Source organism: Paenibacillus sp. FW104-T2, assembly GCF_058789975.1.
Window position 1 is genome coordinate 1 of the sequence record NZ_JBYTCE010000028.1, and the last position, 14,057, is coordinate 14,057.

A 14,057-nucleotide genomic window follows, 5' to 3' on the forward strand; every position below is an offset into this window, starting at 1 on the left:
CAACCGCTGGTGGCACTTCCTATTTGAATGAAAGCTTTTTGTTCTATTATGGTGCTCGTTTGGGCAGCAGCTTCACATACTCGTCAGATAGCCTCATGAGGCTGAGCACATGCTCGTAATCGGAGCGATACGGCTCCAGATCGGTAACCGGTTCATAGGTTTTAAGTGAATATGCTGTCCCGTCATCAAAACCTGCACCTGGTATAAACATAATGTCATTGTTGACGAACGAGCCTGTCGGCAAGTAATACCGTATACCGAATGCATTGTGGTCCATATTCAGCAGGTCATGCCCAAATGCAGTGAACTGTTCTTCTTTTAACGAAATACCCATTAGGTTCATGACTGTAGGCAGAATATCGAGCTGACCACCAGGCTGTTCAATCAATTGACCTTTAACCTGGTTTGGCGTGTGAATCAAGAGTGGGATATTAAACCGGCTCACCTTGCCATCATATGGGACATTCAGGCTCGCTTGAATCTGTTCGGTAATCTCGTCATTTGCGGGCAAGCCGAAGTGATCCCCATAGATAACGAGTGTTGTATTCTCCCATAGCCCGTTTGCTTTCAACTCATCAATGAGCTGACCGACTGCATAATCGGTGTAATTAATGGCCTGCAAATAATCGTGAAGCAATGTGTTCGTGATCGTTGCAGGAATGGTAATGCGCGCCCGATCCGCTGGAACCGTGAATGGCGAGTGGCTCGATGCGGTAATGAACTGGGCATAGAACGGCTGATTTGCCGCTTGATGGGCAGCCATTTTTTCCACACCTACACGATATAACTCCTCATCCGAAGGACCAAAATCGTTAAAGCGGTCATTCTCGAAGCTCGGCTTATCGAAATATCGATCAAAACCGAGGGCCGGATACATCTTGTTCCGATTCCAGAACGTCACGTCATTGACGTGGAAAGTCTCTGACTGGTAGCCTTCATTGCGAAGCAGCTTCGGTAGACTTGGCAGCTCGCGGTCGCTATATCCGGCTGACATCGGAACAACCCCGGTTGGATAGATGGACGTATTGGACATAAACTCGGCATCCGAGGTATTTCCCTGACCGATCTGTTGGAAAAAATGAGAGAAATAATAGCTTTCTTTGGCTAAATCGTTCAGTACCGGTGTCAATACCTGACCATCCAGGGAAGCGTTAATCGGGAAATTCTGAAAGGATTCCAATTGCAGTACAATTAAATTGCTGCCTTTGGCCTCACCAAAATATTTGGCTTTGATTGCCGATCCCTGGTTAGTTTTGTCCTGATATGGATATTGACTCACCAGTTGATTAATCTTGTCAATCGTTTCATTGATATTGCCATTCGCTATAGCTTCGTTTTCTTTGCTGGTCAATATCGCGGACGACACTTGATAATTCAGAAATCCAAGATTCTCAGCTCGCACCAGTTCGTTATCAATTGTTTCGCCTTTGACAATAAAACTGCCTGACAGCACGATACAGAATGCAGCCGTAAGAGCTACCCCCAGCTTGCCCCAGTATCTTCTGCGCATTTTACCGAAATGCAACCCGCTGTCCCGGTAACTTCCGTTTCTGACACCCGACCGCCGACGACGCATAACGAGCCAAACCGGCAGTGCAAGCACGATGTCAACAAAGAACAAAAAATGGGAAGGCCGTATCAGTGGTCCAATACTTCCCCGTACCTGTGCTACCTGCCCGATCTCGCTGAGCGCCGTATATGTGGGTACGGAGCTGAAATGCACGTTATACAGGGTTGCCGCAAACAGGACGAGGGAAAAGAGCAGGTTAAACCCGCCGTACACCATCCGCTTCCAGCGCTTCGGCACAATGAGATCCAGGATGCAGACGACAGTCAGAGCTCCTAATGCATCCGTCACAAGACCGATCCCGGACAGGCCTTGGAAAAAGAAATACCGCAAAAGCGACAGCTTCAGCAGCATAAGGATAAACAAGACGGCAAATAAAGTCCGTGAGGAGGTCCGTTCGTTTTTGGAATTTAACATGGTCGCTTTCAACCCTTATCTGAAATTTTACGTTCGTTTTACAAAACGCATATTTCAGTATAACAGTTTTGCTATTTGTATTCCATGAACGGACTCAAATTCCTGTAACCAGCATCTTGCAGCATCCGGTCCCCGTTGTGATTAAGACAAGAACGTCTAATATAATTTATAATTCACCTATTTGGAAGACATTCATTGACTCATGCCAATTGCCATAGGTCAAGCTGTCGTCGATATATCATCATCCTGTACGTTACTATTCTGCATCCGTGCAATGAGTACGGCCTGTGCAGCGGCAATTCTGGCGAAAGCCACCTGTTCAGGTGGGCAGCTTACGTAATCCATTCCCATACGCTGGCTGTAGGTAAAGGTACTCAGGTCAACATGTTCCTCCACGCAGAGACCTACTCTCAAATGAGGTTTACGAAGCCGAGCCTGAACGACAGCGCGTTCCAGTAGTTGTTCTCCCCCATCCAGATGCAGAATCTCTGCTCCAAAAGACAGGAAATCAGCCTGCCTGGCTGTATGTGCCACGGTTAGTGCCATTTGAGCCCCTTCAATCAGCGAACCTACCCTGTAATGGCAGTGACGTCTCTCCTCCCCCAGAATCTGTTCAGCCACTTGATCAATCAGTTCTCTGATTACTTGCAGCTCACTACCTGGTCCTCTCGACGTTACGAGAATCTCGGGGCGAACCCACAATCCCTGGCGAATGCATTTTAGCGCTGCACGAAAGACGGCCTCTGCCTGCATTTCATAAATTTCCGGGAAAACGGTTCCAAGATGACACCCAAGCTGCCTGCTGATCGGATGCTGCTCGTGCAGCCGCTCTACAAGCCGGGCCATGCGACTAAGCTCCTCCTGATTTACATCAAGTCCTCTTGCATGCCCTGCCTGTAATCCTTCTTGACGTTCCACCAACTCATCCAAACCCGGGAGAAGTTCATATAATGGAGGATCGAATAGTCTTATCGTTACCGGAAATCCGTTCATTTCCTCGAAAATCTGCTCTAGATCAGACTGCAGCATGGGCAGCAGCCGTTCCAGACCACGTTTGCGCTCAACGTTGGTTTCAGCCAGCACCATCTTTTGCACATAAGGCATCCGCGAGCTAGACAGTAACATATGATCGGTTCGGCAGATGCCAATTCCGTCGGATCCAAACTTACGGGCCATGGCCGCATCACGAGGATGACTTGCATTTGCGAGTACCGTTATATTTTTCACATCATCAGCCCATTCAAGCAACTGCTGAAGTTCAGATGTGGGAATTACGTTAGAAGACTCGACACGCAGCAGTGCCTCTTCCCTGGTTATTAAACCTTCATTTGCAAAATCCACTATGGTCCTGATCACAGCTTCAGGACTTAAACGGGCATCCCGTGCTTGTAAAAGGTACAGCTTCCCCGACTCAATGACAAATTTAATTTCCTGAACAGCGGTGTTCACTCTCTCCAGCTCACGACTTGCTTGCAACAGCTGGCCAACCAGCTCTGGTTCCGCATCCCTGATCTGTTCCAGCTCCTCCAGGTCATACCCTGAGCCTGCAAACGACATGTATTCGCCATAGATCCCTTGGGCCCCAGTCAACGGATGACGTGAGTAGATTGTACCGCTTCCGCAGCGGTCTCCGCACTCTCCATTCACCATCACTTGAATCAAAACGGGCATACCATAGGCGAACGAAGTGGAGCTCAAGGTTTGGTTATGCAATCCTGGATCAGAAAGGGAGAATGCCTGGATGATCCTGTGCAGTTGAAGCTGCACATCCTGAGGGAAAGCGGAATGTCCCTGTTCTTCAATGACGTCTTTATACTGCGCAATAGCGTACTCCAGTCTCGTTTCATCCAAACTCGTGATATCTCCCAATCGTTCATCAAAAACCTCAAGCGGGATGCCATGAACCAACCAGCCATAATTCTGCAGCAGCACCCGGTAGCAGTTGAGTGCATACGGGCGGTTGTTAATGCGCCGGGCAAGTCCCTCTACTGTAATGTCATTAAGTCCTACGCTTAGCAGCACCAAGGAGTTCGCATCCCGGGGAAGCACGTCACTAGATTGCACAGCAAGCAAAAGCGGAGCCTCCGGATCACCAAAGGCTGTGCCTGTATGCTGTTCCAGCTGACGGACTGCCCTGGCCAGATCTTCGGAACCTTCGGCATAAGTTGTTTCTGAGCAGCTAAGGAAATCGTGACAGTGTTCCGTTGTAATGGTGAATCCTGCCGGAACAGGCCACCCCGCCTGGCATAACTCCGCAAGCGCGGCTCCTTTACTGCCCAATAGTCCTTTCATCTCTGCCGTGCCTTCTTCCAACAGAACTACCCGTGTCGTCATTACAGCGCTCCCATCCGCCATTCCATGGCTATGCTTAGAGGTATTCAGTTGTTGCGAATCACCCTCTAGTTAATGGTATGATGCAAACGCGCAGTCAAGGACATCTGTGTATGCATTTTGTACTCGGAATGTAAACGTTGATCAAAAGAGTTTTATGGTATTATAAAAATGGCTCATACGAATGAACTTAAGAATGGTGAATCCTTCAATTTAAAGGTTGGAACAATACGATAACTGGGGAGTGAGTATCATTGTTTAGCAAAGTTGGTCAAATCATGTTGTATGTCAACGATCAGGACAAGGCCCTTCAATTTTGGACAGAAAAAGCAGGCTTTCACGTGGTCTCCGAAGTCAACGGCGAGGGTATGCGCTGGGTTGAAATTGCTCCTGAAGAAGGTGCCGAGACAACCATTATCCTTCACGACAAGGAATTCGTAGCCAAAATGTCCCCCGAGTTGAATCTGGGCACACCTTCGCTCATGTTTTTCACCAAAGATCTTGATGGGCTCTATGCGGATTTGGCCAGCAAGCAGGTTACGTTAGGTGAACTGGTTACGATTCCGGGCGGAAGAGTCTTTAACTTTGCAGATGATGAAAACAACTACTTCGCTGTGATGGAAAGAGAGTAGAATCGTGCTCCCTGTGCTCCCTACTTAGGCGGGCGCTATGATTGCCACCCTTCATATTTACACAATAAAGGCGTCTGACAAAGAGTCAGCCGCCTTTTTAACTGCTATTCATACATATGATCTAATTGATACAGCTCCAGCACATGCTCCGTTTCGAAGCCAGCTTTACGGTATAACGATAGTGCTCCAGAATTCATTTCATCTACACATAAGCGGATTTCACTCACTTGGCTCTTCTGATTGAGCTCATATAACACCTTGTTCAGTAAAAGCGAACCCAGTCCCTGCCTGAAGTAATCCGGATTCACCGCAATATATTCAATACTACCCTCACCAAATTCCGGATCAGCCTCGGCGTAGACATATCCGTGAATCTCCCCTTCCGTGCCAGACAGAACGTATAAATGATGATGCTGCTTGTCTGAGCGCTGAATGAGTGTTTCACCATCGTAATACGTACCGGTAAAGGTGGAATTATGTAACTGGATAAAAGATGGATACTGATCTGGAGTAATGGTCTGAATCCTGTTATTTTCACCCTGGTCCAGGCTTACTTCATTCAATGAGCGATTATGCAAAATAACCTGCCTGCTCTTGAGCTTAGCTCCCTTGTCCTTCATGAACGTGATGGCATTCGCATGATGTTCATTATAAAATCCGTAAACTTTCTGGATATGAATCCGGTTTTCTGCTAATTTGTTCATTCCCTGCTCCCACAAACAAGATGCTAATTCTTGCCACTGCTCTGGAGCACACTGAATAAATGGCCCCCACAATTCAGCAGTCCCCGTATCCGTATCTGTATCCATCCCAAGCACTCCTGTCAGCTGCCCATTCTCATTCAGGGTACTAATCCACAGGTCCGGTTGATCACCAAAAGCATCCATCATTGCCTGCTCAATTTCAAGCGCATCCTTGCCGCAATACCCAATATGATGCTCATGGTGCTGATTCAACTCCGCAATAATTTTAGCGATTGCTGACTTATCCATATTCTGAGTAATATTACGTTCCATGACTGCTCTCCTTCCAAAGGTAGTCTAAGCCAATACACGCAGGATATCATCGATTTTCTTCCCGTGGGAGATAACCCCGTAATTCATCCAAGTTAGAAAGTCCACTTCGTATACACATCCGTTTCTTACTGCTGAAAGCTGTCTCCATTCCCTGCTGTTCAGCAGCTTCCGTTCATCTCCAATCACTGCAGAATCCAGACAGTCAAATGTAATAAATAAATGATCCGCCTGCAATAGCTTCAATTGATCAACGCTTATGCTAATTCTACGTTCTTTCAGTGCCCATTGCTGCACCAGAGGATGTGGCGTTAACCCCAAATCCTGATACATCACAGGTCCCACATAACCCTGCTGTACGCCGTACAACACAATTTCAGTGGCAGAGATCCGCAAGAAAGCTACCGTCTTTCCTTGCGCAGATCGTGTTAGTCGAGCGTTGGCCTCACGTGCTTTTTCTTCATACGAACCTACGACGTCCCTAACCCGATCTCCTTTTCCCAATACATCCGCTGTTGATCTTAATATGGAGCGCCAGTCCTCTCCCTTATGATTCACATAAAACGTAGGCGCCACCTGTTCGAAACGGGCCAGATTCCACCGCTCATAGCCATCACTCAGCATAATAAAGTCCGGCTTATGGTTCTCTTGAAACATTGCATCCTGATGGGTCACATCGAATTCAGGAACATTATCCATCCCCAAGTAGTGCTGTTTGCCCCACAAATGGTGAGCGTATTGAAGCACGGGCTCCACGCCTAGCGCTAATACAAAATCTTCGAGGTACGGTGCAAATACTCGCACGTCCTGACGATAATGACGTCTGTATACTCCCGGTGAGATGCCTGCATATTGCTTAAACCGACGACTAAAATAGTACTCGTTACTGAATCCGACACTTTGGGCAATATCGTGCAGCCGATCATCTGTCTGCTGCAGCAGTTGTTTGGAACGTTCCAAGCGAATCGAATTCACATAATCCAGAGGAAGCTTGCCGGTCATCTCCTTGAATTGTCGGGTATAACTGGACCTGGTGAGCCGGGTACCTGACGCCAGATCATCCACCGTAATGGGCTGGTTATAATGATCACGGATATAGCGAATGGATTGTTGTAAGCGAGTTCGATAATCCATGGAAGCATTGCTCGAATCATTTTGCAGAAGCAGCATCCGAAACCATTCCTGGAAACGAAGCTGCCAGTCCCATTGTTTCAGCCAATCCTCTCTCGCCTGCTGCTGTAACAGTTGATCCAATATATCCAGACAAGAGCTCCAGGGGGTGTAGGCCAGCTCAATAGGCGATGATGATTCCGTGATGACTTGAGACTGCGGAAAAGCAGGACTTGTCTCTTCGAGTGGAGTGGTGGATCCAATCTTGCTTGTCTCACCAGCGGTCAAATCAAGCTTATAATAATGCAGCTTGGATTCTGAACCATCTCCAGTTTGCAGAGGTAAGACGGGTATACCAGAAGCGAAAAAAAGAATCATCCCCTTTTTTAACTTGAAGACGACATCTTGCGAAACCAGTTCTCCTTGTCCTTGGGTTACTACAAGTATAGAATGGCTGTCCGAAGAGGTGTATTCCACACGGTTGTAAGGTTCTGAGAGAGGGATTTGAACATATTGAATTTGCTGAAGTGAACACAGCCAGGGCATGGGAAGAATCTGTTCTATGGTATGAGACATTCGTCATCGTCCTTAATTGAGAATTGTTATCATTTAGTTTAGTCTAAACGAAAAAAGAAAGCTCTTCAACCCTGGTTGAAGAACTTTCTTGTATACATTACCCGATCGATGTTCGTTATGGCGTCATTTTCTCCAGAAGATCATCCATTTTCATTGAGTTTGCTGTGATTGCCCCAGATTGCCAGTGAGATCTCTCCATCTTGTACACTTTATTGTTTTTCACGGCAGGCAGAGAATTCCACAGCTTGCTATCCAATACCTTGATAGCTTCCTGATTCTCCGGAGAAGACCAATCTCCATCCGAAGGGAATATGATGATTCTATCTGCATCGATTTGCGGGACCGCTTCCTCGGACAGAACCTCTTGAAAGGCTTCCATGCTTTCAGCCAGGGCATGGGGTGTCAAGCCAAGTTCGGAATATATAAATCCGGTATAGCGGTTTTTCACTCCGAACAGTGCCAGGCTGTTATCATCCACATTAAGGCGGACAACCGCCACTGTCTCGTCTCCAACGCTTTCAGCAAGCTTGGCTTTGGTATCCCTGATTTTCTCATCGTAAGCCGCAGCCACTTCCGCACCTTTTTCCTGTTCCCCTACTACATCGGCAATCTTGGCAAGCATCTGCTTGGAATCCTGCAAGGTGCTCTCAGGTAAACGATATGTCGGTGCCACTTTGGAATACATTTCATATTTCTCTGCATCCGCGGCACCATCCACAATGATCAGATCCGGGTCATATTGCAGAAGAGCTTCGATATTCCCGGATATATCAAATTGTGGGACATCCAGGTTCAGATAATCCTGTATTCCCCATGATGGGTGATACCATTGTACGACAGGTGTGATTTCCAGAGCCTTCAGGTAATCTTCCACATAGATCCCGGCTATTCGCTTCGGATGCACCGGAATCGTTACATCTCCGAATTCATCCTGTACCACACGTGTTTCTGCTTCTTGGCTCGACTCGGAAGAATTGCCGCTGCCAGCAGTTGTATTCTCCGTTACTGGCGACTGAGCCTGTTCCTCCGCTGCTCCCGAATTCGAACTGCATCCCGCTATGAATACTGCCAGGACCAGAACTGTAATTCCCCAACCTTTAATCCCTTTACTAAAACTTGCCATACTACTCTCCACCACCCCTATGTAATCAGCTGTATTAAAGAGAATGCCTATCTACAATGATTATCATTCTCAATTAATGTCTAAGGTGAATTGTACCTTATGCCTCACCACACTCACAATACACATTTGAATCCATTTTTTTATACAAACGAAAGCTACAGACCACCCCTGCCCCTGCTAGAGCAGAGGCAGTTTTCCGTTATGGTAACTCTCAAGCAATTGACCTACGAAGGAATGCTCACTCTCACCCTGCAGCATTGCAGCCCCAATAAGGCCAATATCATCACTCACATAACCAGCCAATTCGGGATGCCCTGTATGGTGCAGCGTCTGTTTGAATGCCTGTTCCCTCGATGCACGAAGCAATTCATCTTCCGCGATAGAATCAGCATCTTGTACCCATTTGCCGTATGCCCGCATTCATTCATCTGCAAAAGCCGGATCATCACGCTTGTCCAGGTAGCTGTCGATATCCAGCCCTTGAAACATCTCATTAGTAATGAGCCTGCCTTCATTAAGTTTCTTAAGAAGCTTCTCTGCCTCTCTTCTATTCATTAGGTATTCCCTCCATCTTCTGTGATGCTGCTGTACATTTCAGGTATTTCGAATCTTCGTATGCTGCGGGTCGGATCGGCTGTAAAATGATTCAGTCCGCTCTTCTCATACTGTTGAGTGGCGATCCTCTCCACGTTTGTATTCCATTGCGCCGAACTGGGTTATGCTTTCTTGGTCAGGGTGAATTCCTGTTCCCTCCAGATCAAATATGTAGTACAGATGCTCATGAAGCTTAGGGATATGCAGCTCGTCCACCACGTAAGTATCCAGATTAAACGTGATTTTCATATGTTCTCTCCCCTTTGCCACAGACGGGTGACCTGTACCAATTCATGCTCCATGTTAAATTCCAGCTTATAGATATCCGGCATCGTCGTGCTCTTCCAGAACTCATAACCGTAGGACGTATCATAGTGTTGGAATATAAGAGTCATCACATCTCCATGTGTGCCAATCACTACTTTTTGTCCAGCGTGTGTGTCCAGAATTCGCTCAATTACGGCTACCGCTCGTGCACCTGCCTGCTCCCCCGACTCTCCGCCAGGGTATGCAAAGGAAGGCTCAAGGTATAATCGCCGTTTTGATTCAAGAAAATTGGCATGCTTAACACGTTCATCGGATAATTGACGTTCGCGCAAATCTTCCTCCATCACCACAGGGGCGCTCGATCTGTCAGCCAGTTCCTGAATGGTATCAACCGCTCTCCGATATGGACTGGAGTAATACCATTGAATCTTCTCCTGACTGAGAACTTCTGCAACATTCGCTGCATCTCGGCACCCAAGCTCTGTGAGTCCTCGCTCTCGTTCCTGTCCTTCCACATAGGCGGATTCTGCATGCCGCACAAAATACAAGATGGTTTTGGACTCGTTACTCATCCGTCAGCCAGCCCCTTCTTTTTCTCAATCACAAGGAGGCAAGTACTGTCTGGCAAGGATGCAGGCTGTCCGTCTTCCTTCATGAACACAATGCGTCCCTCAAGTGCCTCGGTATATCCTTCCTGAAGAAAATGCTCCAGCTTAATAATCTCTGCCTGCTCACCAAGCGCTTCACGAATACAGTTCTCGTAAGCCGATGGTGTAAAGATGCCGAACTGTTCCTGAATCTCGTGAACGTAAGCTTCTTCGCCCCACGTATACGTATACAGGAATTCCATGGCATCATTAATGTTAAGAACCGCCTCATTCTCAGCAACACGTTCAAACGTAATCTTCCGGCCCTGGAAGTCCTGAGCATATCGTTCCAGCCACTGCATACCATCCGGCTCCAAAAACCGAATCCGTCTATTCTGCTCTTGAGGTTCTGTCATAATGCCATCACGGATTAATATTCTTCCACCCGGCGACAGAACATGAAACGAACTTTGAAGTGCTGCGACAACCGTATCCGTGTTAAATCTCCGTCCATCCCGCTCTATATAGGAGTACAATTCATGCAGAATAGACGAAAAGATTACCGTATCCACCGTGCCTGGCTGTACGTATTGATCCAGCCTCAAGGCGTCCCCCTTCATGACCTGCCAGCGGTGACCTTCTCGCTGTTTCTTGCGCTCCAGCGCTTCGATGACATTGGCAGAAATATCAATGCCTATCGGCTCCACTTCGGGCTTCTCCTGCTCAATAAGATCCAGCAGAACACCGCCACCTGGACCGATATCGAGTACACGCTTGCCAACGATGTAGTCCAGCAGCACTTTTTTATAATCCCCTGAGCTGTTCATGTCTGCCAAATACGTCTCTTCATTATGGAACCGGTCATACGCATCACGCCGCAGTCCGAACAAATCGAAGAGCAGCAATACGGCCTTCTCATATAGCGGCGATTTCTCGGCTTCAATACAGAACGCAATTAGCTTCTCGGCCGCCGGCGAGAACTCAAAGGTCACAAAAACCGTATCCGGCAGATCCGGTTGACGTACTACGCGATGGGTCAAGTGCGGATAAACGACCGACTGTTCCTCTTCAATCAGCTTCCATGACCATTGCTCAAGGTACTTTTCAATCATTCTTTTTTTGTAGATGTTCAGCTTTTTGACACCTTTATAGTCGTAATACATCGTATTCATTAACGGTTCGAAACTGATATGACGTACATCATCTGAATTCGATTCCCTTTGAACCATGCCTTCACTATGCAGGGTAAGAAGGAACACTTTCACCATTTCCTGCAGGGAGAAATCCTGCAGGGCGGATTCCACATACCACAATGTACGACGAGACAGAGGAGCCAGCATTTTGTCTACATCAAGCTCTGTTTGCAGTTTAGCGTACGCCTCATCCAGGGCCTCGCCTTCGCGAATGGACGAGCTTCGGAGCCGGGATAAACGTTCCTTCAAAGGCCAGTCTGCATGATTCGGTCCGCTGATAATCCACCCAACCATTCGCTCTACTTCCGCTTTAACCTGCTGCCATAGCTTCGGATCAACACCAGCAATGATGCACTGGTTGAGCGCCATCAGAACCGTGTGCAATTCTTCAGCTGTCAGCCAGCCATGAGTGATAAAAGCATGCAGCGGAGCATTCTCGGCAAAAGGTATCTCCCCGCGTATGTATTGTCCAATCAGTCCATGCGTTCCAATGAGAGCATAGATCATTTCCTGTCTTGGCGTAGCTCCATTCTTCTGAATTGGATTCTCCTCATTGACCTCAACCACAACTTTATCGTCACTACCGATGTTTCCTGTACTGCGATTAATAACATACTCCCTGTATAACTGTGCAGAACCCCTATTGTGTACAAACAGATTCACCCCTGCGCGCTGCCATGCCTTCCTTTGCTGCACTGAGCCGGCCTTGGCTGTCTCCGACCAGACCAGTACTTCCTCCACGACCTCTCGTACCCAAAAGGAAACGTTCAGCTGATCCAGGACGTGCAAGGTCCGCTCGACGTAGTCCAGAACGGGATTGGTTCCCTCAAGGTCAGCCATGGAATAAATGCGTTCAAGATTAATATGGGGCTGCTCGGCCGCCGCCAGCAGCTGCAGCCATAATCGCTGCTTATCCTCTGGGATGTTGCCTGTTCTATAAGAATGTATGGCTTCTAATGAGTGCAGCATGTTGACATTCACCTCGTTATTTAGTTCAATTCATCTGTCTAGACGGTTCAATCGATCCACCACAAGTTTCAGCACCCTTTCTGCTTCATTCCCTGGCAAACTCTCTCCCAGGCGAGCAGCTGCAACGGGCAGAATCCATCGTTCGATCTCCTGCCAGGTTACGCCTGATAGACGCATGTAATGGTTGATGTACCCGTCCACTATCGTATCACGAGACCTTTCAAACCCCAATCGTATCGCAGGATCAGCATCCTCCGGCAGCGATGCGCTCGTTAAGATGACCCAACTGCGTGCCACATCTCCTGCAGGATCGCCCGACATGCCTGTCATCCAATCGATAACATTGTAGGCGTTCTTCTTCTCGTTCATCATGATATTATCGGGATGATAATCACCGTGACAGATCTGTATTCGCTCAGGGAGACGGGTGAGATAATCAAGTATCCTGGCTTTATCCTCTGCAGACAGTAGCTGTGTTCTCTGAATCGCCCCTGACAAAACCTGCTTCTGTGAAGGCAGGACTCTCCCATCATCACTTTGGGCATGAAGCTCCTGATGACAGGCAGCCAGCTGATGTACCAGTTCTTGAAGGCTTAAAGACTGGTGGAACATCATGGAGAATATCGTCTGACCTTCGATCCGTTCAAATACAATACCTGTACGATCTCCTTCAACCGTAATTTTTCGTGCCTGAGGCACGGGTAATTTCTTATCATTTAACAGCTGTGTAATTCTGAATTCATTCTGGATGGCTTCAAGCGGTAAGTTACGATGATACAGCTTCAAAATTTGATCGGAAGCGTAGGCGTAGATGTCCGCAGTTCGACCTTGACCAATAAGCTTCATACTTTAGCCTCCAGCGTTTATTCGAATTCCTTGCCCCTGATTTTGCTAAACACCATGACATCGACCAGGGTACCGGTACTGTCCCGGCGCATACTTCGCATTATGCCTTCCAGGGTGTAACCTGAACGCTCAGCGACCTTGGCACTGCGTACATTCCGAGAATCACAGCGAATCTCCAGACGGTTAGCGTTCAGATATGTTATTGCAAATTGCTCAATTCCCCGGACAGCTTCCGTCATTAATCCTTCACCTGCACGCGACGATCTGATCCAGTAGCCGATCTCGAAGCAGCGTGCATTCCAATCGATACGATGCAGACCCGTTCAACACCTTGTGGTGTTCCTGATAGGAAGCCGATGCGTTAACAAAACCCTGGACTTTGACCACACGTTTCACCAGGTCCAGTGAACCCAGCACATCCTGGACTACAGCGAGCACCTCAATCCCGGCATTGCGGGCAAATTCGTATCCCTGTTCGGTCGTGAAGTCCTCTCCCAATTTGCCACGCTCCACCGTATCCGGACCTTTCCCTGATACATACATTAACCCATTTACAATAACTGCATTGGCATACTTCGCAGCTGGAGCGCTTGCCTCAGGCAAAATAATCCCCAGTTCATTCAATCTCGCTGCTATCATCGCTTCCCCTCCCAAGAGACAGATATCCAAACGCAAATCTATCAATATATTACTATTTTGGATAAACATTAATATACGCTCGATCTTACGCTTAAGCAATGATTCGCTTTGAACATGATGAACTCTAACCTTTCGTTTTCTATGAATGTCACTTTGATGAAGTAACGTTATGCTCTAATCCCGCTACTTATAG

14 protein-coding genes are annotated in these 14,057 nt (G+C 47.6%); 1 reads left to right on the forward strand and 13 read right to left on the reverse strand.

Translation table 11 applies throughout. The features are described 5' to 3' along the window. Positions 1 to 46: 46 nt before the first annotated feature. Positions 47 to 1,984, reverse strand: a complete 1,938-nt coding sequence (locus tag AC3WQ3_RS25650) for an LTA synthase family protein (protein WP_492474054.1) — start codon at positions 1,982 to 1,984, stop codon at positions 47 to 49. Between the two features lie 219 nt (positions 1,985 to 2,203). Continuing rightward, positions 2,204 to 4,318: a putative PEP-binding protein gene (locus tag AC3WQ3_RS25655; protein WP_492474055.1), complete on the reverse strand. Its 2,115-nt coding sequence runs from the start codon at positions 4,316 to 4,318 to the stop codon at positions 2,204 to 2,206. 251 nt (positions 4,319 to 4,569) lie between these two features. On the opposite strand from AC3WQ3_RS25655, the gene AC3WQ3_RS25660 reads away from it, so the two are divergent. Continuing rightward, complete coding sequence (locus tag AC3WQ3_RS25660) at positions 4,570 to 4,947, forward strand: VOC family protein (protein ID WP_336779746.1); 378 nt, start codon at positions 4,570 to 4,572, stop codon at positions 4,945 to 4,947. A gap of 104 nt (positions 4,948 to 5,051) precedes the next feature. Here the strand turns inward: AC3WQ3_RS25660 and AC3WQ3_RS25665 are convergent, their stop codons facing one another. From AC3WQ3_RS25665 to AC3WQ3_RS25715, 11 genes are all read right to left on the reverse strand, one after another. Continuing rightward, positions 5,052 to 5,963, reverse strand: a complete 912-nt coding sequence (locus tag AC3WQ3_RS25665) for a GNAT family N-acetyltransferase (RefSeq protein WP_492474056.1) — start codon at positions 5,961 to 5,963, stop codon at positions 5,052 to 5,054. A gap of 24 nt (positions 5,964 to 5,987) precedes the next feature. Further along, on the reverse strand, positions 5,988 to 7,646 hold the full coding sequence (locus AC3WQ3_RS25670) for an AraC family transcriptional regulator (RefSeq protein WP_492474057.1): 1,659 nt from the start codon (positions 7,644 to 7,646) through the stop codon (positions 5,988 to 5,990). A 115-nt stretch (positions 7,647 to 7,761) separates the two neighbouring features. Further along, on the reverse strand, positions 7,762 to 8,769 hold the full coding sequence (locus tag AC3WQ3_RS25675) for an ABC transporter substrate-binding protein (RefSeq protein ID WP_492474058.1): 1,008 nt from the start codon (positions 8,767 to 8,769) through the stop codon (positions 7,762 to 7,764). Between the two features lie 177 nt (positions 8,770 to 8,946). Next, the gene (locus AC3WQ3_RS25680) at positions 8,947 to 9,189 is read right to left on the reverse strand and encodes an immunity protein PIM1 family protein (RefSeq protein ID WP_492474059.1); all 243 of its coding nucleotides are present in this window, start codon (positions 9,187 to 9,189) and stop codon (positions 8,947 to 8,949) included. After that, positions 9,190 to 9,324 (reverse strand): immunity protein PIM1 family protein, encoded by a 135-nt coding sequence (locus tag AC3WQ3_RS25685; protein ID WP_492474060.1) that lies wholly within the window; start codon positions 9,322 to 9,324, stop codon positions 9,190 to 9,192. It lies immediately after the preceding gene. 105 nt (positions 9,325 to 9,429) lie between these two features. After that, complete coding sequence (locus AC3WQ3_RS25690; protein WP_492474061.1) at positions 9,430 to 9,612, reverse strand: hypothetical protein; 183 nt, start codon at positions 9,610 to 9,612, stop codon at positions 9,430 to 9,432. Then, positions 9,609 to 10,202, reverse strand: coding sequence for a histidine phosphatase family protein (locus AC3WQ3_RS25695; protein WP_492474062.1), 594 nt, complete (start codon positions 10,200 to 10,202; stop codon positions 9,609 to 9,611). The genes AC3WQ3_RS25690 and AC3WQ3_RS25695 overlap by 4 nt, the downstream gene beginning before the upstream one ends. Further along, entirely contained in the window at positions 10,199 to 12,379 is a 2,181-nt protein-coding gene (locus AC3WQ3_RS25700) for a class I SAM-dependent methyltransferase (protein WP_492474063.1), read from the reverse strand. Before AC3WQ3_RS25700 ends, AC3WQ3_RS25695 begins: the two co-directional genes overlap by 4 nt. A 30-nt stretch (positions 12,380 to 12,409) precedes the next feature. After that, positions 12,410 to 13,225, reverse strand: coding sequence for an aminoglycoside phosphotransferase family protein (locus tag AC3WQ3_RS25705; RefSeq protein ID WP_492474064.1), 816 nt, complete (start codon positions 13,223 to 13,225; stop codon positions 12,410 to 12,412). Between the two features lie 17 nt (positions 13,226 to 13,242). After that, positions 13,243 to 13,542: a GNAT family N-acetyltransferase gene (locus AC3WQ3_RS25710; RefSeq protein WP_492474090.1), complete on the reverse strand. Its 300-nt coding sequence runs from the start codon at positions 13,540 to 13,542 to the stop codon at positions 13,243 to 13,245. Then, a complete protein-coding gene (locus tag AC3WQ3_RS25715) occupies positions 13,472 to 13,864 on the reverse strand; it encodes a RidA family protein (protein WP_492474065.1) in 393 nt (130 codons plus the stop codon). Before AC3WQ3_RS25715 ends, AC3WQ3_RS25710 begins: the two co-directional genes overlap by 71 nt. Positions 13,865 to 14,057: the final 193 nt, after the last annotated feature.

Excerpts from the sequence above, each read along its gene's own strand:
- AC3WQ3_RS25650 (WP_492474054.1), bottom strand. The coding sequence starts at position 1,984 with ATGTTAAATTCCAAAAACGAACGGACCTCCTCACGGACTTTATTTGCC.
- AC3WQ3_RS25655 (WP_492474055.1), bottom strand. The coding sequence starts at position 4,318 with ATGACGACACGGGTAGTTCTGTTGGAAGAAGGCACGGCAGAGATGAAA.
- AC3WQ3_RS25665 (WP_492474056.1), bottom strand. The coding sequence starts at position 5,963 with ATGGAACGTAATATTACTCAGAATATGGATAAGTCAGCAATCGCTAAA.
- AC3WQ3_RS25670 (WP_492474057.1), bottom strand. The coding sequence starts at position 7,646 with ATGTCTCATACCATAGAACAGATTCTTCCCATGCCCTGGCTGTGTTCA.
- AC3WQ3_RS25675 (WP_492474058.1), bottom strand. The coding sequence starts at position 8,769 with ATGGCAAGTTTTAGTAAAGGGATTAAAGGTTGGGGAATTACAGTTCTG.
- AC3WQ3_RS25680 (WP_492474059.1), bottom strand. The coding sequence starts at position 9,189 with ATGCGGGCATACGGCAAATGGGTACAAGATGCTGATTCTATCGCGGAA.
- AC3WQ3_RS25685 (WP_492474060.1), bottom strand. The coding sequence starts at position 9,324 with ATGAATAGAAGAGAGGCAGAGAAGCTTCTTAAGAAACTTAATGAAGGC.
- AC3WQ3_RS25690 (WP_492474061.1), bottom strand. The coding sequence starts at position 9,612 with ATGAAAATCACGTTTAATCTGGATACTTACGTGGTGGACGAGCTGCAT.
- AC3WQ3_RS25695 (WP_492474062.1), bottom strand. The coding sequence starts at position 10,202 with ATGAGTAACGAGTCCAAAACCATCTTGTATTTTGTGCGGCATGCAGAA.
- AC3WQ3_RS25700 (WP_492474063.1), bottom strand. The coding sequence starts at position 12,379 with ATGCTGCACTCATTAGAAGCCATACATTCTTATAGAACAGGCAACATC.
- AC3WQ3_RS25705 (WP_492474064.1), bottom strand. The coding sequence starts at position 13,225 with ATGAAGCTTATTGGTCAAGGTCGAACTGCGGACATCTACGCCTACGCT.
- AC3WQ3_RS25715 (WP_492474065.1), bottom strand. The coding sequence starts at position 13,864 with ATGATAGCAGCGAGATTGAATGAACTGGGGATTATTTTGCCTGAGGCA.